Source organism: Jannaschia sp. Os4 (assembly GCF_016820245.1).
Classification (GTDB): domain Bacteria; phylum Pseudomonadota; class Alphaproteobacteria; order Rhodobacterales; family Rhodobacteraceae; genus Jannaschia.
Genome location: NZ_JAFCAR010000004.1, coordinates 745377 through 769131, shown reverse-complemented (window position 1 = coordinate 769131; position 23755 = coordinate 745377). Strand labels below are relative to the sequence as shown.

Here is a 23755-nt window from a genome sequence, read left to right as displayed (position 1 = left end):
GCGGATCGTCGCCATGCCGGGCGCCGCGTCGGGCGTGGCGGGGGGCGGTTGAACCCCGCCGCCTGCGCCGCTATCTCGGCCTGCGTCGAGAGGGACCCGTCATGGCCACCAGCCCCGCCAAGTTTATCCAGCAGACCCGCGCCGAGATCGGCAAGATCACGTGGCCGGGGCGCCGCGAGGTCGCGCTGACCTCCGTGATGGTGTTCCTGCTCGCGGTGGTCGCGGCCACGTTCTTCTTCTTCGTGGACCTGATCATCCGCACCGGCCTGACGACGCTGCTCCAGTCCTTCTGAGCGGGGCTTGCGGGGCGCGGCCCCAGCGGCTAGACCGCGCGGGATTTCCGGACATCGGTAGCACGGACGCGGGCCCCGGCCCGCCCGGCGCCGTTCCCCGGCGGACCACGACCTCAGAGGGGTATCGGAGAGATGGCCAAGCGTTGGTATTCCGTGAGCGTGCTCTCGAACTTCGAGAAGCGCATCGCCGAGCAGATCCGCACCGCCGTCGAGGAGCAGGGCCTGCAGGAGCAGATCGAGGAGGTGCTCGTCCCCACGGAGGAGGTCATCGAGGTCCGCCGCGGCAAGAAGGTCACGAGCGAGCGGCGCTTCATGCCGGGCTACGTGCTGGTGAAGATGGAGATGTCCGACGAGGGGTATCACCTGATCAACTCGATCAACCGGGTGACGGGGTTCCTCGGGCCGCAGGGGCGCCCCATGCCCATGCGCGACGCGGAGGTCGAGGGCATCCTCGGGCGCGTCGAGGAGGGGCAGGACGCGCCGCGCTCGCTGATCACCTACGACATCGGCGAGAAGGTGAAGGTCACGGACGGGCCGTTCGAGGGCTTCGACGGCGAGGTCGAGGAGGTCGACGACGAGGCGCAGCTGCTGAAGGTGTCGGTCTCGATCTTCGGGCGCGCCACCCCGGTCGAGCTGAAGTACACGCAGGTCTCGAAGGCGGGTTGATCCGCGCGCCCGTCCCGCGTATCCGCGCGCCTCGCGGACGTGGGAGGGCGACCCCCGAACCACGGCAAGCCGCGCCCCTCCCGGGCGCGGGCGCACTTGTAGGGCGGGACGCATCCCGCCGCCGAACAGGAGGCATCCGATGGCCAAGAAGCTCGTCGGCACGATGAAGCTGCAGATCCCTGCGGGCAAGGCGAACCCTTCGCCCCCCGTCGGTCCGGCGCTGGGTCAGCGCGGGATCAACATCATGGAGTTCTGCAAGGCGTTCAACGCCAAGACCCAGGAGATGGAGCCGGGCGCGCCGTGCCCGACGGTGATCTCCTACTACCAGGACAAGTCCTTCACGATGGACATCAAGACGCCCCCGGCGTCGTACTACCTGAAGAAGGCGGCGGGCCTGAAGCCCGTGGGCAAGCGCAACCGTCCGCGCGGCGCCGAGAACCCCGGCAAGGAGACGGTGGCCACCGTGACCACCAAGCAGCTCCGCGAGATCGCCGAGGCGAAGATGAAGGACCTGTCGGCCAACGACGTCGATCAGGCGATGAAGATCATCCTTGGCTCCGCCAAGTCGATGGGCATCGAGGTGAAGTGATGGCCAAGCTCAGCAAGCGTACCCGCGCCGCGCGCGGCGCCTTCGAAGGCAAGTCGGACGTCTCCGTCGAGGAGGCCGTGGCCCTCGTGAAGGACAACGCCACCGCGAAGTTCGACGAGACCGTCGACATCGCCATGAACCTCGGCGTCGATCCCCGCCACGCGGACCAGATGGTGCGCGGCGTGGTCTCGCTGCCGAACGGCACGGGCAAGACCGTCCGCGTCGCCGTCTTCGCGCGCGGCGCGAAGGCCGACGAGGCCCGCGAGGCGGGCGCCGACATCGTGGGCGCCGAGGACCTGATGGAGACCGTCCAGGGCGGCACCATTGAGTTCGACCGCTGCATCGCCACCCCGGACATGATGCCGATCGTCGGCCGTCTGGGGAAGGTGCTGGGCCCGCGCAACCTGATGCCGAACCCCAAGGTCGGCACGGTGACGATGGACGTGGCGCAGGCGGTCAAGGACGCCAAGGGCGGCCAGGTGCAGTTCCGCGCCGAGAAGGCGGGCGTCGTGCACGGCCCCGTCGGCAAGGCGTCGTTCGGCGCCGAGCAGCTGGCCGAGAACGTGAAGGCGTTCGTCGACGCCGTCTCCAAGGCGAAGCCCACGGGCGCCAAGGGCACCTACATGAAGAAGGTGGTGCTCTCGTCCTCCATGGGGCCGTCGGTCACCGTGTCGGTGGACTCGGCCACCGGCAACGAGGCGACCCCCGCGGAGTGATCCGCGCCGGCACCTGATCGGGGAGGGGGCGGGTCCGCGAGGGTCCGCCCCCTCGCCGTTCCGGCCCCCCCCCGCGCGGGCGACGGGGGATTCGGATCCGCCCCGGCGCGGTCCGCGGACGGCCCGCGCCCGGCGGCGAAGGCGGGGACGGGAACGGTCCGACATCCACGCGCGCATTGTCGCGCAGGGCGACACGCCGGAGGGCCGACCTCCGCCGAGGGGCGCGCCCGCGGGCCGCGAGGCTTGCTCCGCTCCGCCCGCCCGCCTGTCGTCGGGGACGCGGCGTGCCGCGCGGGTCGCCCCGACCCGCGGCGCCGCGGACGCGGGGAGAGCGCCATGCCGACGACCTTCAACGTCTTCTTCCTCGGGACGACCGGCGACCTCGACCCGGTCGAGGGGAACTTCACCGCCGAGAACGCGGGCGCCCTCGTCGGCGCGACGGCCGGCAGCGCGGCGGAGCCCCTCGCGGGGCGGGTGCAGGAGCTCACGCCCGGCACGCCCGGCCCGACCGCGGACGGGAACGCCGTCTACAACCAGAACAACGCCGCCGGGTCCGACACCTTCCGGATCGACGGCGGCCCGCAGCTGACCTTCGACAGCACGGTCAACTACGACGCGACGATCACCTATCTCGACGGCACCACGGCGGACGTCACGGCGGTGCTGTTCCAAGCCACCAACGGCCAGGTCTGGCTGGCCCCGGAGTTCAGCGCGAACGCCGACCAGGCGGCGCTGGAGGCCGGGCCGATCCAGTCGATCACCCTGAACGGCGTGGCGGGCGCGCGGTTCTCCGGACTGTTCGCGGACCGCCAGGCGGGCGACTACGTGCCGTGCTTCGCCGCCGGGACGCGGATCGAGACGCCCTACGGCCCGCGCGACGTGGCGGGTCTGCGGGCGGGATCGCTCGTGCGGACGGCGGACCGGGGGTGGGAGGCGGTGCGCTGGCTCGGGCGGACCCGGACCCGCGCCACCGCGCGCACCCGTCCGGTCCGCTTCCGCGCCGGGGCCTTGGGCGCGGGGCTGCCGCGCCGCGACCTGCTGGTCTCGCCGCAGCACCGGATGCTCGTGCGCTCGCCCATCGCGCGGCGGATGACGGAGGCGCCCGAGATCCTCGTGCGGGCCAAGAAGCTCGTCGGGCTGCCCGGCATCGCGCGGGCGGAGGAGGTGGACGAGGTGGAGTACCTGCACCTCATGCTCGACCGTCACGAGGTGGTCTACGCGGAGGGCGCCCCGTGCGAGAGCTTCCTGCCGGGGCCGATGGGCCTCGCCGCGCTGGGGCCGCAGGCGCGGGCGGAGGTGCTGGCGCTGTTCCCGGAGGTCGCGGACGCGCGCCCGGCGCCGGTCCGCCCGATCCTCGAGGGCGGGGCGCAGGCGCGGCTCGTCGCGCGCCACGCGCGCAACCGCAAGCCGCTGCTCCGCGCCTGACGCCGCGGGGGTTGCGCCCCGCGCCCCCGTTCGGCATAGGGCGCGTCGCACGGCGCCTCCGGCGTCGCGCGTTCGTCCGAGACGGTGGGCGGGGGGCGACCCCGGAAGTCCTGCCCGAGACGGGAGTGACCGGACCACTCGGGCGTGCCATGCGCGCCCATGCCGGCTCGTGCCCCGTACATGCGGACCGAAAAGGTGGTCGCCCGGCCTTGGGCGTCCGCGACATGAGCCGGGTGTCCGACGAGGGCGCCCAAGTACTTGGAGAGACCCGTGGATAGAGCCCAGAAGGAGAAGGTGGTCGAGGAACTCGGCCAGATCTTCGCCGACTCCGGCGTCGTGGTGGTGAGCCACTACGAGGGCATGACGGTCGCCGAGATGCAGGACCTCCGCACGCGCATGCGCGATGCGGGCGGCTCCGTGCGCGTTGCCAAGAACAAGCTCGCCAAGATCGCCCTGGACGGGACCGATGCCGCCGGCATCGCGCCCTACCTCACGGGCATGACCGTGCTCGGCTACTCCGAGGACCCCGTCGCCGCGGCGAAGGTGTTCGACGAGTACGCCAAGGAGAACCAGAAGCTGGTGATCCTCGGCGGCGCGATGGGGGGCACCGCCCTCGATCCCGCCGGCGTCGGCACGGTCGCGAAGATGCCCAGCCGCGAGGAGCTCATCGCTTCCATCGTGGGCTGCATCGGCGCGCCGGCGAGCAACATCGCGGGGGCCATCGGCGCTCCGGCGAGCAACATCGCGAGCATCCTCTCGACCATCGAGGAGAAGGGCGAAGCCGCCTGACCCTCGACGCCTCCGGCGGCAGGCGCCGCCGGTCCGGACCCACTCACACGTTTAACTTAGGACCAGACACATGGCCGACCTGAAAGCGCTCGCCGAGAGCATCGTGAACCTGACCCTCCTCGAGGCGCAGGAACTGAAGACCATCCTGAAGGACGAGTACGGCATCGAGCCCGCCGCCGGCGGCGCGGTGATGATGGCCGGGCCCGCCGACGGGGCCGGCGGCGCCGCCGCCGAGGAGCAGACCGAGTTCGACGTCATCCTGAAGTCGGCCGGCGCCTCCAAGATCAACGTGATCAAGGAAGTCCGCGGCATCACGGGCCTCGGCCTGAAGGAAGCCAAGGAACTCGTCGAGGCCGGCGGCAAGGCCGTCAAGGAAGGCGTCGACAAGGCCGAGGCCGAGGACATCAAGGGCAAGCTGGAAGCGGCTGGCGCCGAGGTGGAGCTCAAGTGATCGGCATCCGCTGATCGCTCCGGACGACGTCCGGTGCATTGGGGGGCGCGTCCGCGAGGGCGCGCCCCTTCTTCGTCGGCGGCGCTCCCGTTGACCGCGGGGCGGCGGGGCGTGAGGAGGCGGGATGACCCGCCTGCGCCTCCTCCTCGCCATCCTCGCCGCGTCGTCCGCCCCGCTCTCCGCGCAGGAGGTCGCGACGTCGGGCCTCGCGCGGATCGCCCCGGACGAGCAGGGGGTGCACCTCCGCGGCGACGCGGTGGTCGGGGTGATGGAGGCGGGGCTCAACCCGTTCGTGCCCCTCTTGGAGCGGGTGGTGATCTACCCGGTCCACGCCGAGCGGACGCTCCTGCTGGACGCGCGCGTCGCGGTGGGCGGGTGCCCCGTCGGGCTGGAGGCGGCTTGGAGCGTGGACGACGTGCTCGCGTTCCACGCGCTCGGCGGCGAGGCGGCGGCGGTCGCCGCGATGCGGGCGGCCGCCGACGGGGCGCTCGCCGACCTGTCCTTCGAGCCGGGCGTCGCGCGCGGGGTCGTCGCGGGGGAGGCGCGGGCGCGGCTCTCGCCCGCGTGGCCCGACGGCGTCCGCCTCGCCGGCGTGACCCTGCGGCCCGGCGGCTGCGGGTCGGTCCTGGACCGATACCGCCTGCGGGAGGAGGCCGACCCGGCGGCGCTGCCGGACCTGCCCGGCGCGGGCGCGCACCGGGCCCCCTTGGGGGATCTGCGCCTCGTGGCCGGGGACGGGTCGCAGGCCGTGCTGCGCGGGGCGGTCGCGGGGTTCGACGTGACGGACGCGGCGGCGCTGCGGGCCTGCGCCGGCGACGGGGGCGTCGCGCTGATCGGACCGCGCGTCGCCTCGGCGGTGGCGGGCGACCTGCGGGTGGCGGTGGGCGCGGCCCCGCGGGAGGACCTCCCGGCGGCGCTGGCGCCCGCGTTGCCCGGCCCCGCGACCGGGTGGCTGGCGGAGTGCGGGGTCGCGGTGCGGGGCGTGACCTACGGCGACGCGCGCCTGTCCCGCCTCGTGGAGGTGGACTGCTTCGAGACCCCCGGCGCGGCCGTCTGCGCCCGCGACTGATCCGCGGGTTCCCGCCTGCGACGCGAAGGCGCGCTTTGGCCCTTGACCTGTGGCCGCTCTGCCCCGATATGGCGGACTTGCCCCGCCACACGTGAGTCATATCCAAACATTCGAAGCCCGACCGGCGCACCCGCCGCTCGGGCCGTTTCCGCCTCGGAAAGCCCTGACGCGCAGGGCTTTCCCGGTCGGAACGGGGGACGGGTGGCGCGCCGGTGGGACGGCGTGCCGGAATGGTCCCCCTCCGCACCCCATCCCTTGCGCGGCGTCCGGTGCCCGACGGACGCGGCGCGGATGAATCGAAGGTACATTCATGGCCCAGACGCTCGCGTCCTCCCGCCGGATCCGCCGCACCTACGGCAAGATCCGCGAAGTCCTCTCCATGCCCAACCTCATCGAGGTGCAGAAGTCGTCCTACGACCTGTTCCTCTCCTCCGGGGGTCAGGAGACCCCGCAGGAGGGCGAGGGCCTGATGGGCACGTTCCAGTCGGTCTTCCCGATCAAGGACTTCAACGAGACCGCGACGCTGGAGTTCGTGAAGTACGAGCTTGAGAAGCCGAAGTACGACGTCGAGGAGTGCATGCAGCGCGACATGACGTATGCCGCGCCGCTCAAGGTCACGCTCCGGCTGATCGTGATGGACATCGACGAGGACACGGGCGCCAAGTCGGTCAAGGACATCAAGGAGCAGGACGTCTTCATGGGCGACATGCCCCTGATGACGCCCAACGGCACGTTCATCGTCAACGGCACCGAGCGGGTCATCGTCTCGCAGATGCACCGCTCCCCGGGCGTGTTCTTCGACCACGACAAGGGCAAGACGCACTCGTCGGGCAAGCTGCTCTTCGCGTGCCGGATCATCCCCTACCGCGGTAGCTGGCTCGACTTCGAGTTCGACGCCAAGGACCTCGTGTTCTGCCGCATCGACCGGCGCCGCAAGCTGCCGGTCACGACGCTGCTCTACGCGCTGGGCCTCGACCAGGAGGGCATCGTCAACGCCTACTACGACACCGTCACCTACGAGGAGCGGCGCGGGCAGGGCTGGGCCACCAAGTTCTTCCCCGAGCGGCTGGCGGGCACGCGGCCCGCGATGGACGTGATCGACGCTGAGACCGGCGAGGTCGTGTTCGAGGCGGGCAAGAAGGTCACCCCGCGCCAGGTGAAGAAGGTGCGCGAGGAGGGATCGGTCGAGAACATCCTCGTCCCGTTCGAGGGAATCATCGGCCGCTTCGCCGCGCGCGACATCATCGACGAGACCACCGGCGCCATCTTCGTGGAGGCGGGCGACGAGCTGACGTGGGAGCTCGACAAGCAGGGCGAGGTGTCGGGCGGCACGCTCAAGGAGTTGCTGGACGCGGGCGTCACGGAGATCCCGGTCCTCGACATCGATAACGTCAACGTCGGCCCCTACATCCGCAACACGCTCGCGGCGGACAAGAACTGGAACCGCGAGCAGGCGCTCATGGACATCTACCGGGTCATGCGCCCGGGCGAGCCGCCCACCGTGGAGGCCGCGCAGACCCTGTTCGACCAGCTGTTCCGCGACAGCGAGCGCTACGACCTGTCCGCCGTGGGCCGGGTCAAGATGAACATGCGCCTCGACCTCGACGCCGAGGACACCGTCCGCACGCTGCGCGACGAGGACATCATGGCCTGCATCAAGGGCCTCGTGGAGCTGCGCGACGGGCGCGGCGAGATCGACGACATTGACCACCTCGGCAACCGCCGGGTGCGCTCGGTCGGCGAGCTCATGGAGAACCAGTACCGCGTCGGCCTCCTGCGGATGGAGCGCGCGATCAAGGAGCGCATGTCGTCGGTCGAGATCGACACGGTGATGCCGCAGGACCTGATCAACGCGAAGCCCGCCGCCGCCGCCGTGCGCGAGTTCTTCGGCTCCTCCCAGCTGTCGCAGTTTATGGACCAGACGAACCCGCTGTCGGAGGTGACGCACAAGCGCCGCCTGTCGGCGCTCGGGCCGGGCGGCCTGACGCGCGAGCGCGCGGGCTTCGAGGTGCGCGACGTGCACCCGACCCACTACGGCCGCATGTGCCCGATCGAGACGCCGGAAGGGCCGAACATCGGCCTGATCAACTCGCTCGCCACCTTCGCGCGGGTGAACAAGTACGGCTTCATCGAGACGCCCTACCGCCGCGTCGAGGACGCCAAGGTCACCGACGAGGTGGTCTACATGTCCGCCACCGAGGAGATGCGGCACACCGTGGCGCAGGCCAACGCCGCGCTCGACGGCGAGGGCCGCTTCCAGAACGAGCTGGTCTCGACCCGCAAGTCGGGCGACTACACGCTCGGCCCGCGCGAGAGCGTGGACCTGATCGACGTGTCGCCCAAGCAGCTGGTCTCCGTCGCCGCCGCGCTGATCCCGTTCCTCGAGAACGACGACGCGAACCGCGCGCTCATGGGCTCGAACATGCAGCGGCAGGCCGTGCCGCTCCTGCAGGCCGACGCGCCCTTCGTGGGCACGGGGATGGAGGCCGTGGTGGCCCGCGACTCCGGTGCCTCGATCATGGCCAAGCGCGGCGGGATCATCGACCAGGTGGACGCGCAGCGGATCGTGGTCCGGGCGACCGAGGATCTGGAGCTGGGCGACGCGGGCGTGGACATCTACCGCCTGCGGAAGTTCCAGCGCTCGAACCAGAACACCTGCATCAACCAGCGCCCGCTGGTGAAGGTCGGCGACACGGTCGCCAAGGACCAGGTGCTGGCGGACGGCCCGTCCACGGACATGGGCGAGCTGGCGCTCGGCAAGAACGTGGTCGTCGCGTTCATGCCGTGGAACGGCTACAACTACGAGGACTCGATCCTGATCTCCGAGCGGGTCGCCCGCGACGACGTGTTCACCTCGATCCACATCGAGGAGTTCGAGGTCGCCGCGCGTGACACCAAGCTCGGGCCGGAGGAGATCACCCGCGACATCCCGAACGTGGGCGAGGAGGCGCTGCGCAACCTCGACGAGGCGGGCATCGTCTACATCGGCGCCGACGTGGAGCCGGGCGACATCCTCGTGGGCAAGATCACCCCCAAGGGCGAGTCCCCGATGACGCCGGAGGAGAAGCTGCTCCGCGCCATCTTCGGCGAGAAGGCGTCGGACGTGCGCGACACGTCGCTGCGGGTGAAGCCGGGCGACTACGGCACCGTCGTCGAGGTCCGGGTGTTCAACCGCCACGGCATCGAGAAGGACGAGCGCGCGCTGCAGATCGAACGCGAGGAGATCGAGCGCCTGGCCCGCGACCGGGACGACGAGCGCGAGATCCTCGACCGCAACATCTACGCCCGCCTGCGCGGCATGATCGAGGGCAAGACGGCCGTGAAGGGCCCCAAGGGCGTGAAGTCCGGGACCAAGATCGACGCCGCCCTGCTCGACGACACGCTGGGCCGGGGCCATTGGTGGCAACTGGCGCTGGAGGACGAGCAGGAGGCCCGCGAGGTCGAGGCGCTCAACGACCAGTACGAGATCCAGAAGCGGGCCATCGAGGCGCGGTTCGAGGACAAGGTCGAGAAGGTCCGCCGGGGCGACGACCTGCCGCCGGGCGTGATGAAGATGGTCAAGGTCTTCATCGCGGTGAAGCGGAAGCTGCAGCCGGGCGACAAGATGGCCGGCCGTCACGGCAACAAGGGCGTCATCTCCAAGGTCGTGCCGATGGAGGACATGCCGTTCCTCGCCGACGGCACGCCGGTCGACTTCGTGCTCAACCCGCTGGGCGTGCCGTCGCGCATGAACGTGGGCCAGATCCTCGAGACGCACATGGGCTGGGCCGCGCGCGGCCTCGGCCTTGAGATCGACGAGGCGCTGGACGCGTATCGCCGCGAGGGCGACCTGACGCCGGTGCGCGACGCCATGCGCATCGCCTATGGCGACGAGGCCTACGAGGAGGCGATGGCGTCGATGTCGGACGAGGACCTGATCGCCTCGGCCGAGACGGTGACCAAGGGCGTGCCGATCGCCACCCCGGTCTTCGACGGGGCGAAGGAGGCGGACGTGAACGACATGCTCACGCGCGCCGGCTTCGACACGAGCGGCCAGAGCGACCTGTTCGACGGGCGCTCGGGCGAGCGGTTCTCGCGCCAGGTGACGGTGGGGGTGAAGTACCTGCTGAAGCTGCACCACCTCGTGGACGACAAGATCCACGCGCGGAGCACGGGGCCGTACTCGCTCGTCACGCAGCAACCCTTGGGCGGCAAGGCGCAGTTCGGCGGCCAGCGCTTCGGCGAGATGGAGGTCTGGGCGCTGGAGGCCTACGGCGCGGCCTACACCCTGCAGGAGATGCTGACGGTGAAGTCCGACGACGTGGCGGGCCGGACCAAGGTCTACGAGTCGATCGTCAAGGGCGAGGACAACTTCGAGGCCGGCGTGCCGGAATCGTTCAACGTGCTCGTCAAGGAAGTGCGGGGCCTCGGCCTCAACATGGAGCTCCTGGATGCGGAGGGCGGCGAGGACGAGTGAGGCCCCGGCCTCCCGTCCCGGCGGGCGCCCCGGCGCCCGCGCCCTCCGCGCATCCCCTTATCTGTAAGGACCTGACATGAACCAGGAACTGACCAACAACCCGTTCAACCCCGTCGCGCCGCAGAAGGTGTTCGACGAGATCAAGGTGTCTCTGGCCTCGCCCGAGCGGATCCTCTCGTGGTCCTACGGCGAGATCAAGAAGCCCGAGACCATCAACTATCGGACGTTCAAGCCGGAGCGTGACGGCCTGTTCTGCGCGCGCATCTTCGGTCCGATCAAGGACTACGAGTGCCTGTGCGGCAAGTACAAGCGCATGAAGTATCGCGGCGTCGTCTGCGAGAAGTGCGGCGTCGAGGTGACGCTGCAGAAGGTCCGGCGCGAGCGCATGGGCCACATTGAGCTGGCCTCGCCCGTCGCGCACATCTGGTTCCTGAAGTCGCTGCCGTCGCGCATCGGCCTGATGCTGGACATGACGCTGCGCGACCTCGAGCGGATCCTCTACTTCGAGAACTACGTCGTCATCGAGCCGGGCCTGACCGACCTCCAGTACGGGCAGCTGATGTCCGAGGAGGAGTTCATGGACGCGCAGGACGCCTACGGCGCCGACGCGTTCTCCGCGAACATCGGGGCAGAGGCCATCCGCGAGATGCTCTCGAACATCGACCTGGAGGCCGAGGCCGCGAACCTGCGCGAGGAGCTCAAGGAGGCCACCGGCGAGTTGAAGCCCAAGAAGATCATCAAGCGGCTCAAGATCGTCGAGAACTTCATCGACTCGGGCAACCGCCCCGAGTGGATGATCCTGACCGTCGTGCCGGTCATCCCGCCCGAGCTGCGCCCGCTGGTGCCGTTGGACGGCGGCCGCTTCGCGACGTCGGACCTTAACGACCTCTACCGCCGGGTCATCAACCGCAACAACCGCCTCAAGCGGCTGATCGAGCTGCGCGCGCCCGACATCATCGTGCGCAACGAGAAGCGGATGCTGCAGGAGTCGGTGGACGCGCTGTTCGACAACGGCCGCCGCGGCCGCGTCATCACGGGCGCCAACAAGCGCCCGCTGAAGTCGCTGTCCGACATGCTCAAGGGCAAGCAGGGGCGCTTCCGCCAGAACCTGCTGGGCAAGCGCGTCGACTTCTCGGGCCGCTCGGTCATCGTGACCGGGCCGGAGCTCAAGCTGCACCAGTGCGGCCTGCCCAAGAAGATGGCGCTCGAGCTGTTCAAGCCGTTCATCTACTCGCGGCTCGAGGCGAAGGGCTACTCGTCCACCGTCAAGCAGGCCAAGAAGCTGGTCGAGAAGGAGCGTCCCGAGGTGTGGGACATCCTCGACGAGGTGATCCGCGAGCACCCGGTCCTGCTGAACCGGGCGCCCACGCTGCACCGCCTCGGCATCCAGGCGTTCGAGCCCGTGCTGATCGAGGGCAAGGCGATCCAGCTGCACCCGCTGGTCTGCTCGGCCTTCAACGCCGACTTCGACGGCGACCAGATGGCCGTCCACGTGCCCCTGTCGCTGGAGGCGCAGCTGGAAGCGCGCGTCCTGATGATGTCGACCAACAACGTGCTGTCGCCCGCCAACGGCGCGCCGATCATCGTGCCGTCGCAGGACATGGTCCTCGGCCTCTACTACGTGACGATGGAGCGGCAGGGCATGCAGGGCGAGGGCATGGTCTTCTCGTCGCCCGAGGAGGTGGAGCAGGCGCTCGTCAACGGGCAGGTCCACCTGCACGCCAAGGTGAAGGTGCGGATGCCGCAGATCGACGAGGACGGGCAGGAGGTCATGCAGACCTTCGAGACGACGCCCGGCCGCGCGCGGCTCGGTTCCATGCTGCCCCTGAACGCCAAGGCGCCGTTCGACCTCGTGAACCGCCTGCTGCGCAAGAAGGAGGTGCAGCAGGTCATCGACACCGTCTACCGCTACTGCGGCCAGAAGGAGTCGGTCATCTTCTGCGACCAGATCATGACGCTGGGCTTCCGCGAGGCGTTCAAGGCGGGCATCTCGTTCGGCAAGGACGACATGGTCATCCCGGACGCCAAGTGGCCGATCGTCGAGGAGACCCGCGAGCAGGTCGCCTCGTTCGAGCAGCAGTACATGGACGGCCTGATCACGCAGGGCGAGAAGTACAACAAGGTCGTCGACGCGTGGTCGAAGTGCAACGACAAGGTCACGGACGCGATGATGTCCACGATCTCGACGTCGGGCACCAACGAGGACGGGTCCGAGGCGGAGCCGAACTCGGTCTACATGATGGCCCACTCGGGCGCCCGTGGCTCGGTCACGCAGATGAAGCAGCTGGGCGGGATGCGCGGCCTGATGGCGAAGCCGAACGGCGACATCATCGAGACGCCGATCATCTCGAACTTCAAGGAAGGCCTGACCGTGCTGGAGTACTTCAACTCCACCCACGGCGCGCGGAAGGGCCTGTCGGACACGGCGCTCAAGACGGCGAACTCGGGCTACCTGACCCGCCGCCTGGTCGACGTGGCGCAGGACTGCATCGTCCGCATGGACGACTGCGGCACCGAGACCGCGATCACCATCCAAGCCGCCGTCAACGACGGCGAGGTGGTGGCCTCCATCGGCGAGCGCGCCCTCGGGCGCGTGGCGGCCGAGGACCTGCACGTGCCGGGCACCGAGGACGTGCTCGTCCGCGCGGGCGAGCTGATCGACGAGCGGATGGCCGACCGGATCGAGCAGGCGGGCGTGGCCTCCATGCGCGTCCGCTCGCCGCTGACCTGCGAGGCGGAGGAGGGCGTCTGCGCCCAGTGCTACGGGCGCGACCTCGCGCGGGGCACCCGCGTCAACATCGGCGAGGCGGTGGGCATCATCGCCGCCCAGTCGATCGGCGAGCCGGGCACCCAGCTGACGATGCGGACCTTCCACATCGGCGGCGTCGCGCAGGGCGGGCAGCAGTCCTTCCTCGAGGCCTCGGCCCCGGGCAAGATCGAGTTCCGCAACGCCAACACGCTGGTCGACTCCAACGGCTCCACGCTGGTCATGGGGCGCAACATGTCGCTGGCCATCATGGACGCCGACACGGGCGAGGAGCGCGTGGTCCACAAGCTGGGCTACGGCACCACGCTGTTCGTGAAGGACGGGCAGGACGTGGCGCGCGGCGACAAGCTGTTCGAGTGGGACCCGTTCACCCTGCCGATCATCGCCGAGGCCGACGGCAAGACGAAGTTCGTGGACCTGTTCGACGGCGTGTCCGTCCGGCAGGAGACGGACGACGCCACCGGCATGACCCAGAAGATCGTGGCCGACTGGCGCTCCGTCCCCAAGGGCGGCGACCTCAAGCCGGAGATCATCCTCGTGGGCGCGGACGGCGAGCCGCTCCGCAACGAGGCGGGCAACCCGATCACCTACGCCATGTCGGTGGACGCCATCCTGTCGGTCGAGGACCAGCAGGACCTCAAGGCGGGCGACGTCGTGGCGCGGATCCCGCGCGAGGGCGCCAAGACCAAGGACATCACGGGCGGCCTGCCGCGCGTGGCGGAGCTGTTCGAGGCGCGTCGTCCGAAGGACCACGCGATCATCGCCGAGCAGGACGGCACGGTGAAGTTCGGCAAGGACTACAAGAACAAGCGCCGGATCACCGTGGTGCCGTCGGACGACGCGATGGAGCCGATCGACTACATGGTGCCCAAGGGCAAGCACATCCCGGTGGCCGAGGGCGACTTCGTCCAGCGCGGCGACTACATCATGGATGGCAACCCCGCCCCGCACGACATCCTGCGGATCATGGGCATCGAGGCGCTGGCCGACTACCTGATCGACGAGGTGCAGGACGTCTACCGGCTGCAGGGCGTGAAGATCAACGACAAGCACATCGAGGTCATCGTCCGGCAGATGCTGCAGAAGTATGAGGTCCTCGAGTCGGGGGACACCACGCTTCTGAAGGGCGAGCACATCGACAAGGCCGAGTTGGTCGAGGCGAACGAGAAGGCCGAGAAGCGGGGCGACCGTCCCGCGCGGGCGGAGCCGATCCTGCTCGGGATCACCAAGGCGAGCTTGCAGACCCGGTCCTTCATCTCGGCGGCGTCCTTCCAGGAGACGACGCGCGTGCTCACCGAGGCCTCGGTGCAGGGCAAGCGCGACAAGCTTGTGGGCCTCAAGGAGAACGTCATCGTGGGCCGCCTGATCCCGGCGGGCACCGGCGGCGCGACCCAGCGGGTTGAGCGGATCGCCCAAGGCCGCGACGACGTCGTGATCGAGGAGCGCCGCGAGGCCGCCGAGGAGGCCGCGCGTCTGGCCGCCCCGGAGGAGACGGCCGACGACGTGTTCGGCGGCGAGGCCGAGGCGGTGGAGGCCACTTCGGAGGAGTGATCGCGCCTCCCGCGCGACGAGACCGGCCCCCGGCGGAGCGATCCGCCGGGGGCTTTCCGTTGCGCCTTGCCGGACGCGCCCCCCCGTGCCACGCCGCCCCCATGACCACGGCCAACGCGATCGTCGGCGTCCTGCGCTTCTCCTATCCGGCCAAGGAAGGGTTCTCCGTCTCCTGCTTGGACGAGGCGGAGCTCGAGGCCCATCTCTACGCGCCCGAGCGGATGCAGGCGCGGTTCGAGTATCTCGAGCGCATCGCGCTGCCGTCGCTGGCGGCGCAGACGGACATGGGCTTCGCCTGCGTGATCCTCGCGGGGAAGACGCTGCCGTGGCGGTTCAAGGCGCGGCTGCGGGCGCTGGAGGAGCGGCATCCGTTCCTCAGGGTCGCGTTCATGGAGCGCATGGGCGCGCTCGCCGCCGCGAAGCGCTCGTTCCGCCGGGGGCTGGAGATGCTGGAGCAGGCGAGCGGCAGCGCGGCGACCCACTGCACCGGCTTCCGCATGGACGACGACGACGCGGTGGCCGTCGACTACGTGGCCAAGACGCGCGCGCGGGCCGACGCGCTGCTCGGCGCGGGGCTGGCCGACGCGCCGACCGTGGTGGCCTTCGCGCGCGGCATCTACTGGGACCTGCACGAGCCCGCGCTGCCCTATGCCGACTTCCGCGAGCCGCAGCCCTTGGGCCTCGCCTGCGCGATGATCACCACCGCGGACCTGCCGACCTGCGTCTACCGCTACAACCACCGCAAGCTGCCGGGGCAGGTGCCGACCTTCATGGACCCCGAAGGCTTCATGTTCCTGCGAACGCTGCACGGCCACAACGACAGCGGCCGCTCCATCCCGCCCCATGCCAAGCCACTGCCGCTCGGGCGGGCGCGCGGGCTGATCCGGGAGCGGTTCGCGCTCGACCCCGCCGACCTCGAGGCGCTGATGCCCGACCCGCCGCTGGAGGCGTCGTGACCCCGAACCTGCGCGGTGGCGTCATCATGATGGGGTCGATGGCGGCGTTCACGCTGAACGACGCGTCGCTCAAGTGGCTGGCGGACGACCTGCCGACCTTTCAGGTCGTGGTGCTGCGCGGGCTGCTCGCCTCCGCCCTGATCGCGGGGCTGGCCCACGCGACCGGCGCGCTCGCCAAGCCGATCCCCGCCGCCGAGCGCGGCAAGGTCGCGCTGCGGGTCGGCGCCGAGGTCGCGGCCTTCCTGCCCTTCGTCCTCGCGCTCACGCACATGCCCTTGGCCAACATCACGGCGATCCTGCAGGCGCTGCCGCTCACGATCACCGCCGCCGGCGCGCTGCTCTTGGGCGAGCGGGTGGGCGCGCGGCGCTGGGCCGCCATCGCCGTCGGGCTGCTCGGCGTCCTGCTGATCGTGCGGCCGGGCACGGAGGGGTGGAACGGCTGGGCCGCCGTGGCCTGCCTGACGGTCGTCATCATCACCGTCCGCGACCTCGTGACCCGGAGGCTCTCCGCCGAGGTGCCCAGCCTCAAGGTCGCGCTCTTCACCGCGATCGGCGTGACCGTGCTCGGCGCGGTCCTGTCGCTGCGCGAGCCGTGGCAGCCCGTCGCCCCGGACCAGTGGGGGGTGGTGGGCCTCGCCGGGGTATTCATCATCGGCGGCTACCTGTTCTCGGTGATGGCCATGCGGGTGGGCGAGGTCGCCGTGGTCACGCCCTTCCGCTACACCGCGATGCTCTGGGGCCTCGCGCTGGGTTGGCTGGTGTTCGGGGAGTGGCCCCGCCCGCTCTCGCTCGTGGGCGCGGGGCTGGTGGTCGCCGCGGGCCTCTACACCCTCTGGCGCGAGACGCGGCCCGCGCCGATGCCGCGCGCGGTCGCGCCGCGCTAGGCCAGCGCGCCGAGGTCCAGCCCGAACCGCCGCTCGAGGTCGGCCCGCTCCTCCGTCGTGGGCGGGGCGAGGGCGCGGGCCTGCGCCGAGGTGTCGCTGTCGTTGCCGCCGATCCCGCGCAGCCACATCGGCGCGTCGGGCAGGGTGACGGTGGGCATCAGGTGGCCGACCCGGTGGTGGGGGAAGTGCACGGCCGTGCGGCGGATCGACGGCGCGAGCATCAGCGCGTGCGCCACGCCGAGATGGTGGCGGAAGGTGCGGTGCACCCGCAGCGGGCCGGGGGCGTAGGCGTAGCCCACGGGGAAGTCGATGCAGAGCCGCCCATGCTGCGCGTGCAGCGCGCGGCACTGCCCGGCCGTGCGGCGGACCCGCTCGACGAAGCGCAGGCCGACGCCGTCGTCGTCGTCCTGCCGGAACTGCACGACGGGCGGGCCGTCGGGATCGACGCGGGCGGCGACGATGCGCTCCATCGCGTCGCGGGGGTTCTCGGGCGGGTGGTGGACCACCTCGGCCCCGTCCACGGACGCGACGAGGGCGTGGAGGCGCGACCGCCACGGCTCGGGCAGGGCGTCGCCGGTGACGATGAGGGTGCGGAAGCCGCCGTCGGTCTGCTCGGCCAGCGTGCGCAGGCACACGTGCTCCAGCGTGCGGAGCCGCGCCTCCATGCGCTCGGGCGCCCAGAGGTGGGCCTGCCGCGCGGCGACGGTGGAATGCTCCGTCTGGAAGCCGCCGAGGCCCGGGTAGGCGAAGCGGACGAGGGCGAGGATCTGGAGGTCCATGGGGTTGGACGAGACGCCGGAACGCCCATATCCGCAAGGGCGGAGACGCCGTGCCCCCTTCGGTTGACACCGCATGGGGCCGCCGATACACGCCGCGCCACATAGGCCTCCGGGCCGTTCCATTCAGCACGACCCATGCGCCAGGCCTACTGCTGGTCCGCGCCTCTGGATCACCGCTCCCGTCCAGGTCGGAATCCGGGCGAGAGCGGCCGAACGCGTTTGGGGCATTCGGAGCGCGCGAGAGACACGAGACGAAACCAGATCGGGGACACCGAATGCCCACCATCCAGCAGCTGATCCGCAAGCCGCGGCAGCCCAAAGTGAAGCGCTCCAAGTCGCTCCACCTCCAGGAATGCCCGCAGAAGCGCGGCGTCTGCACGCGCGTCTACACGACGACGCCGAAGAAGCCGAACTCGGCCATGCGGAAGGTCGCGAAGGTGCGCCTGACCAACGGGTTCGAGGTGATCTCCTACATCCCCGGCGAGAGCCACAACCTGCAGGAGCACTCGGTCGTGCTGATCCGCGGGGGCCGGGTGAAGGACCTTCCGGGCGTGCGCTACCACATCCTGCGCGGCGTGCTCGACACGCAGGGCGTCAAGGACCGCCGTCAGCGCCGCTCCAAGTACGGCGCCAAGAAGCCGAAGTGATCGCCGCGATGGGGTGAAACCCCATCCTACGTGCCGACCCAACTGTAGGATGGGGTTCCACCCCATCCTCCCGAATTCCAGAGGATACAGAGATGTCCCGCCGCCACGCAGCCGAGAAGCGCGAGGTCCTGCCCGACGCCAAGTTCGGCGACAAGGTCCTGACCAAGTTCATGAACAACCTCATGCTCGACGGTAAGAAGTCCACCGCCGAGAAGATCGTCTACAACGCGATGGATCGCGTCGAGAGCAAGATCAAGCGCTCGCCCATCGAGGTCTTCACCGAGGCCCTCGACAACGTGAAGCCCTCGGTCGAGGTCCGCTCCCGCCGGGTCGGCGGCGCGACCTACCAGGTGCCCGTCGAGGTCCGCCCCGAGCGCCGCGAGGCGCTGGCGATCCGCTGGCTGATCACCGCCGCGCGCAACCGCAACGAGAACACGATGGAGGAGCGTCTGGCCGCCGAGCTGATCGACGCCGTCCAGAACCGCGGGACCGCCGTGAAGAAGCGCGAGGACACCCACAAGATGGCCGACGCCAACAAGGCGTTCAGCCACTACCGCTGGTGACACTCGGCCCCCATATGGGGGCCGATCCCATTCCCAGACATACTCCCGAAGGACGAGCCCCATGGCCCGCGACTATCCGCTAGAGCGTTACCGCAACTTCGGCATCATGGCCCACATCGATGCCGGCAAGACGACCTGTTCCGAGCGCATCCTCTACTACACCGGCAAGTCCCACAACATCGGCGAGGTGCATGACGGCGCCGCGACGATGGACTGGATGGAGCAGGAGCAGGAGCGCGGCATCACCATCACGTCGGCCGCGACCACGACCTTCTGGGAGCGGACCGAGGACGGCCAGACCGCCGACACGCCCAAGCACCGCCTGAACATCATCGACACGCCCGGCCACGTCGACTTCACCATTGAGGTGGAGCGCTCGCTCGCCGTGCTCGACGGCGCGGTCTGCGTGCTCGACGCCAACGCGGGCGTGGAGCCCCAGACCGAGACGGTGTGGCGCCAGGCCGACCGCTACAAGGTCCCGCGCATGGTGTTCGTCAACAAGATGGACAAGATCGGCGCGGACTTCTTCAACTGCGTCCGCATGATCGAGGACCGCACCGGCGCCAAGGCCGTGCCCGTGGGCATCCCGATCGGCGCCGAGACCGAGCTCGAGGGCCTCATCGACCTCGTGACCATGGAGGAGTGGCTCTGGCAGGGCGAGGATCTGGGCGCGTCCTGGATCAAGGCCCCGATCCGCGACTCGCTCAAGGACATGGCCGACGAGTGGCGCGAGAAGATGGTCGAGGCCGCCGTCGAGATGGACGACGACGCCATGGAGGCCTACCTCGACTCCGGCGAGGCGCCCGACGTGCCGACCCTGCGCAAGCTGCTGCGCAAGGGCACGCTGTCGCTGTCCTTCGTCCCGGTGCTCGGCGGCTCGGCGTTCAAGAACAAGGGCGTGCAGCCCCTGCTGAACGCGGTCATCGACTACCTGCCGTCCCCGCTCGACGTCGTCGACTACATGGGCTTCAAGCCCGGCGACGAGAACGAGGAGCGCAACATCGCGCGCCGCGCGGACGACGACATGCCGTTCGCGGGCCTCGCCTTCAAGATCATGAACGACCCGTTCGTCGGCTCGCTGACGTTCGTGCGCATCTACTCCGGCAAGCTGGAGAAGGGCGACAACATGATCAACTCGACCAAGGGCAACAACGAGCGCGTCGGTCGGATGATGATGATGCACTCGAACAACCGCGAGGAGATCACCGAGGCGTTCGCGGGCGACATCATCGCGCTGGGCGGGCTGAAGAACACGACGACGGGCGACACGCTCTGCGACAAGCAGGATCCGGTCGTGCTGGAGACGATGACCTTCCCCGATCCCGTCATCGAGATCGCGGTCGAGCCCAAGACCAAGGCCGACCAGGAGAAGATGGCGACCGCGCTGCAGCGCCTCGCGGCCGAGGACCCGTCCTTCCGCGTGGAGACCGACCTCGAGTCGGGCCAGACGATCATGAAGGGGATGGGCGAGCTCCACCTCGACATCCTCGTCGACCGCATGAAGCGCGAGTTCAAGGTCGAGGCCAACATCGGCGCCCCGCAGGTGGCCTACCGCGAGACCATCGGTCACGAGGTCGAGCACACCTACACGCACAAGAAGCAGACGGGCGGCACCGGCCAGTTCGCCGAGGTGAAGCTGATCATCACGCCCACCGAGGCGGGCGAGGGCTACTCGTTCGAGTCCCGCATCGTCGGCGGCGTCGTCCCGAAGGAGTACATCCCGGGCGTCGAGAAGGGCATCAAGTCGGTGATGGACAGCGGCCCGCTCGCGGGCTTCCCGGTGATCGACTTCAAGGTCGCGCTGGTCGACGGCAAGTTCCACGACGTGGACTCGTCGGTCCTCGCCTTCGAGATCGCCTCGCGGATGTGCATGCGCGAGGGGATGAAGAAGGCGGGCGCCAAGCTGCTCGAGCCGATCATGAAGGTCGAGGTCATCACCCCGGACGAGTACACCGGCGGGATCATCGGGGACCTGACGTCGCGGCGCGGGCAGGTGCAGGGGCAGGACACGCGGGGCAACGCCATCGCGATCGACGCCTTCGTGCCGCTGGCCAACATGTTCGGCTACATCAACACGCTGCGCTCCATGTCCTCGGGCCGCGCGCAGTTCACGATGCAGTTCGACCACTATGACCCGGTCCCGCAGAACATCGCGGAAGAGATCCAGGCGAAGTACGCCTGATGCTCCGACGCGGGTTCCTGACCCTCGGCGCGGCCGCCTTGCTGGGCGGCTGCGTGGCCTCGCAGGACCAGGTGTTCGCGCCCGGTTCGACGGCGCCGCTGCGGGTGGTCGACGTGCGCGTCGACGCCACCCGCGCGGCGGCGCGCGACCCCCGCGGGTTCGACGCGCCGGTGCCGGAGGTGAACCGCACGATCCGCGGGGCGGCGCTGCCGGTCCTGCAGCAGGCGAACGCGTCGGGCACCCGCCCGGTCGTCGTGGAGCTGACGGTGACGCAGATCCTCGTGACCAACGCGGCGCTCGCGTCGATCGGCTCGTCGAGCAGCACCATGGCCGCCACGGCCGTGCTGCGCGACGCGCGGACCGACGCGGCGATCGGGCAGCCCTTCGGGGTGACCGGGTCGACCGAGTTCCGCGCGGGCGGCCTGCTCGGCGCGGCGATCACGGCAGGCGCGCTGGCCCAGCGGGGCGAGCGCGGCGAATTGGCCAAGGCGGCGCAGAACATGGGGCGGCGCGTCGCGCTGGCCGTGTTCGGCGCGGACCCCTTGGCGAACTGAACAGATCAGAGAAGGAGACTTCGCATGGCGAAGGCGAAATTCGAGCGGACGAAGCCGCACGTGAACATTGGCACGATTGGTCACGTGGACCATGGCAAGACGACGCTGACGGCGGCGATCACGAAGTACTTTGGTGACTTCAAGGCCTATGACCAGATCGACGGGGCGCCCGAGGAGAAGGCGCGGGGGATCACGATCTCGACGGCGCACGTTGAGTACGAGACGGACGCGCGCCACTACGCGCACGTGGACTGCCCCGGCCACGCCGACTACGTGAAGAACATGATCACGGGTGCGGCGCAGATGGACGGCGCGATCCTCGTGGTGAACGCGGCCGACGGCCCGATGCCGCAGACGCGCGAGCACATCCTTCTGGGGCGCCAGGTGGGCATCCCGAAGATGGTGGTGTTCATGAACAAGGTGGACCAGGTCGACGACGAGGAGCTGCTCGAGCTCGTCGAGATGGAGATCCGCGAGCTTCTGTCCTCCTACGAGTATCCGGGCGACGACATCCCGATCGTGGCGGGCTCGGCCTTGGCGGCGATGGAGGGCAACAACCCCGAGATCGGCGAGGAGAAGATCAAGGAGCTGATGGCGGCGGTCGACGAGTACATCGACACGCCCGAGCGTGCGGTGGACCAGCCGTTCCTGATGCCGATCGAGGACGTGTTCTCGATTTCGGGCCGGGGCACGGTGGTGACGGGGCGCGTGGAGCGCGGCGTGATCAACGTGGGCGACGAGATCGAGATCGTGGGCATCCGCGACACGACCAAGACGACCTGCACGGGCGTGGAGATGTTCCGCAAGCTGCTCGACCGCGGCGAGGCGGGCGACAACATCGGCGCGCTCTTGCGCGGCGTGGACCGCGAGGGCGTGGAGCGCGGGCAGGTCCTGTGCAAGCCCGGCTCGGTGAAGCCGCACACGAAGTTCGAGGCCGAGGCCTACATCCTGACCAAGGAGGAGGGCGGGCGCCACACGCCGTTCTTCGCGAACTACCGGCCGCAGTTCTACTTCCGCACGACGGACGTGACGGGGACGGTGAACCTCGCGGAGGGCACGGAGATGGTGATGCCCGGCGACAACGTGGCCTTCGGCGTCGAACTGATCGCGCCCATCGCCATGGAGCAGGGCCTGCGCTTCGCCATCCGCGAAGGCGGACGTACCGTCGGCGCAGGCGTGGTAAGCAAAATCATCGAGTGAGGGGCATCCGGGGCGGTCCGGCAGGGCCGCCTCACCCTGACGCACCCGAAGGCCCCCGCCCGTGCGGGGGCCTTTCGCGTTCTACGGGTCCGCGTGCGCCCGCAGCGCCGCCGTGAGACGGGCGGACTCCGCCGCCGGATCGAAGGCCGCCCGCCGCGCCAGCGGCTCCGGCCCCCTCGCGTAGCGCACCGTCATCGGGCCGCCGCGCGGCCAGATCAGCCGGTCCCACGTCCCCAGCCGCCGCGCGCCGGGCGCGTCGAAGGCGGCGAGCCAGACCTGCGCCTCCGCCGCCTGTGCCAGCCGCATCGCGGCGGGCCGGGCGACGTGGGCGGGCCCCGAGGGGCCGTCGACGGCGAAGGTCAGGACGCCGCCGCCCCGGAGGTGGCGCAGCGCCTCGCGGTTGCCCACGACCGCGTCCCCGGGCCGGGCCTCCAGCGGCACGAGGCCGAAGCGGCGGACGTGGCGGCTGCCGACGCGCCCGATGGGGCGGGGGGAATGGACGGAGGCCACGGCGCCGGGGAGCCGCGCCAGCGCCCCCGGCGCGACGAGCAGCGCCTCGTGCCACAGCGCCAGCACGACGGGGCCCGCCGCGATGGCCGCGTCGAGCCCGCCGCGCCCCTCCTCGGACCACTCGATCCTCGACATGGGCCGCGCCGCGAGGGCCGAGGCGGCGCGCGCGAACCCTTCGACCACGCCGTCGCGCAGGCCAGGCGCGTTGCGCTTGAGGTAGCGGCGGAGGGATTTCGGCAGGGGCGCGCGCATGCCGGCCCTAGAGCCACCTCGGCGCGCGCAAGGCAAGGCCGACGTCGCCGTCGGCCCTGCCGGTCGGGGGCCGGCGGCCCCGGGGGTCAGTCGGCGAGGATCGCCTCGATCTGGCCCTTCTTCTGGTTGTCGCTCTCGGACGAGTTCAGGACGTTGCGGACGGCGGCCAGCTCTCCGAGCGTGACGTCGTCGAGCAGGCCCAGCGAGATGCCCATCCGGGTGAAGTCGTTCACCAGCGCCGAGGTGAGCATGTCGAAGCCTTGGCCCATGGACTGGGCGGAGGCCGCGCCCGGCAGGGCGAGCATGGCGACGGTGGCGAGGGTGGCGATGCGGTTCATGATGGTCTTCCTTGGTCGGCGCCGCCGGGACGTCCGGTGCGGCTGGGGACCGTGTGGCGCGCCGGTCCGGTCACGGTCGACGCACGGGCGCGTGACCGCACGCCCGCGTGAAGGCGCG

20 protein-coding genes are annotated in these 23755 nt (G+C 70.2%); 17 read left to right on the top strand and 3 right to left on the bottom strand.

Annotated elements, in window-relative coordinates:
- Nucleotides 1–101 precede the first annotated feature (101 nt).
- The 12 genes from secE to JQC91_RS12670 all read left to right on the top strand — a co-directional run bounded on the left by secE (nucleotide 102) and on the right by JQC91_RS12670 (nucleotide 16612).
- On the top strand, nucleotides 102–293 hold the full coding sequence (gene secE / locus JQC91_RS12725; protein ID WP_203287174.1) for a preprotein translocase subunit SecE: 192 nt from the start codon (nucleotides 102–104) through the stop codon (nucleotides 291–293).
- Nucleotides 294–425: 132 nt separating this feature from the next.
- On the top strand, nucleotides 426–959 hold the full coding sequence (gene nusG, locus JQC91_RS12720; RefSeq protein ID WP_203287173.1) for a transcription termination/antitermination protein NusG: 534 nt from the start codon (nucleotides 426–428) through the stop codon (nucleotides 957–959).
- Between the two features lie 139 nt (nucleotides 960–1098).
- Complete coding sequence (gene rplK / locus JQC91_RS12715) at nucleotides 1099–1548, top strand: 50S ribosomal protein L11 (protein WP_203287172.1); 450 nt, start codon at nucleotides 1099–1101, stop codon at nucleotides 1546–1548.
- Complete coding sequence (gene rplA / locus JQC91_RS12710) at nucleotides 1548–2264, top strand: 50S ribosomal protein L1 (RefSeq protein ID WP_203287171.1); 717 nt, start codon at nucleotides 1548–1550, stop codon at nucleotides 2262–2264. The genes rplK and rplA overlap by 1 nt, the downstream gene beginning before the upstream one ends.
- A 336-nt stretch (nucleotides 2265–2600) precedes the next feature.
- Nucleotides 2601–3689, top strand: a complete 1089-nt coding sequence (locus tag JQC91_RS12705; protein WP_203287170.1) for a Hint domain-containing protein — start codon at nucleotides 2601–2603, stop codon at nucleotides 3687–3689.
- Nucleotides 3690–3959: 270 nt separating this feature from the next.
- Nucleotides 3960–4478 (top strand): 50S ribosomal protein L10, encoded by a 519-nt coding sequence (gene rplJ, locus JQC91_RS12700; protein WP_203287169.1) that lies wholly within the window; start codon nucleotides 3960–3962, stop codon nucleotides 4476–4478.
- Between the two features lie 70 nt (nucleotides 4479–4548).
- The gene (rplL, locus tag JQC91_RS12695) at nucleotides 4549–4929 is read left to right on the top strand and encodes a 50S ribosomal protein L7/L12 (RefSeq protein ID WP_203287168.1); all 381 of its coding nucleotides are present in this window, start codon (nucleotides 4549–4551) and stop codon (nucleotides 4927–4929) included.
- Nucleotides 4930–5053: 124 nt separating this feature from the next.
- Nucleotides 5054–5998 carry a hypothetical protein gene (locus JQC91_RS12690; protein WP_203287167.1) on the top strand — a complete coding sequence of 315 codons (945 nt, stop codon included), beginning with the start codon at nucleotides 5054–5056 and terminating at the stop codon, nucleotides 5996–5998.
- Nucleotides 5999–6308: 310 nt separating this feature from the next.
- Nucleotides 6309–10454, top strand: a complete 4146-nt coding sequence (gene rpoB / locus JQC91_RS12685) for a DNA-directed RNA polymerase subunit beta (protein WP_203287166.1) — start codon at nucleotides 6309–6311, stop codon at nucleotides 10452–10454.
- 76 nt (nucleotides 10455–10530) lie between these two features.
- Nucleotides 10531–14772, top strand: coding sequence for a DNA-directed RNA polymerase subunit beta' (rpoC, locus tag JQC91_RS12680; RefSeq protein ID WP_203287165.1), 4242 nt, complete (start codon nucleotides 10531–10533; stop codon nucleotides 14770–14772).
- Between the two features lie 101 nt (nucleotides 14773–14873).
- Entirely contained in the window at nucleotides 14874–15728 is an 855-nt protein-coding gene (locus JQC91_RS12675; protein WP_203287164.1) for a glycosyltransferase, read from the top strand.
- A complete protein-coding gene (locus tag JQC91_RS12670) occupies nucleotides 15725–16612 on the top strand; it encodes a DMT family transporter (RefSeq protein ID WP_203287163.1) in 888 nt (295 codons plus the stop codon). Before JQC91_RS12675 ends, JQC91_RS12670 begins: the two co-directional genes overlap by 4 nt.
- Here the strand turns inward: JQC91_RS12670 and JQC91_RS12665 are convergent.
- A complete protein-coding gene (locus tag JQC91_RS12665; protein ID WP_203287162.1) occupies nucleotides 16609–17391 on the bottom strand; it encodes a glycosyltransferase in 783 nt (260 codons plus the stop codon). The two genes, JQC91_RS12670 and JQC91_RS12665, sit on opposite strands and share 4 nt — an antisense overlap.
- 275 nt (nucleotides 17392–17666) lie before the next feature.
- Here JQC91_RS12665 and rpsL point away from each other — a divergent pair, with 275 nt between their 5' ends.
- From rpsL to tuf, 5 genes are all read left to right on the top strand, one after another.
- Complete coding sequence (gene rpsL, locus JQC91_RS12660; RefSeq protein WP_203287161.1) at nucleotides 17667–18038, top strand: 30S ribosomal protein S12; 372 nt, start codon at nucleotides 17667–17669, stop codon at nucleotides 18036–18038.
- 92 nt (nucleotides 18039–18130) lie between these two features.
- On the top strand, nucleotides 18131–18601 hold the full coding sequence (rpsG, locus tag JQC91_RS12655; protein WP_203287160.1) for a 30S ribosomal protein S7: 471 nt from the start codon (nucleotides 18131–18133) through the stop codon (nucleotides 18599–18601).
- Between the two features lie 61 nt (nucleotides 18602–18662).
- On the top strand, nucleotides 18663–20783 hold the full coding sequence (gene fusA / locus JQC91_RS12650; protein WP_203287159.1) for an elongation factor G: 2121 nt from the start codon (nucleotides 18663–18665) through the stop codon (nucleotides 20781–20783).
- On the top strand, nucleotides 20783–21337 hold the full coding sequence (locus JQC91_RS12645; RefSeq protein WP_203287158.1) for a hypothetical protein: 555 nt from the start codon (nucleotides 20783–20785) through the stop codon (nucleotides 21335–21337). Before fusA ends, JQC91_RS12645 begins: the two co-directional genes overlap by 1 nt.
- A 24-nt stretch (nucleotides 21338–21361) precedes the next feature.
- A complete protein-coding gene (gene tuf, locus JQC91_RS12640) occupies nucleotides 21362–22537 on the top strand; it encodes an elongation factor Tu (protein ID WP_203287157.1) in 1176 nt (391 codons plus the stop codon).
- Between the two features lie 81 nt (nucleotides 22538–22618).
- On the opposite strand, the gene JQC91_RS12635 is transcribed toward tuf, so the two are convergent.
- A complete protein-coding gene (locus JQC91_RS12635) occupies nucleotides 22619–23299 on the bottom strand; it encodes a hypothetical protein (protein ID WP_203287156.1) in 681 nt (226 codons plus the stop codon).
- Between the two features lie 86 nt (nucleotides 23300–23385).
- Nucleotides 23386–23637 carry a hypothetical protein gene (locus tag JQC91_RS12630; RefSeq protein ID WP_203287155.1) on the bottom strand — a complete coding sequence of 84 codons (252 nt, stop codon included), beginning with the start codon at nucleotides 23635–23637 and terminating at the stop codon, nucleotides 23386–23388.
- Nucleotides 23638–23755 lie beyond the last annotated feature (118 nt).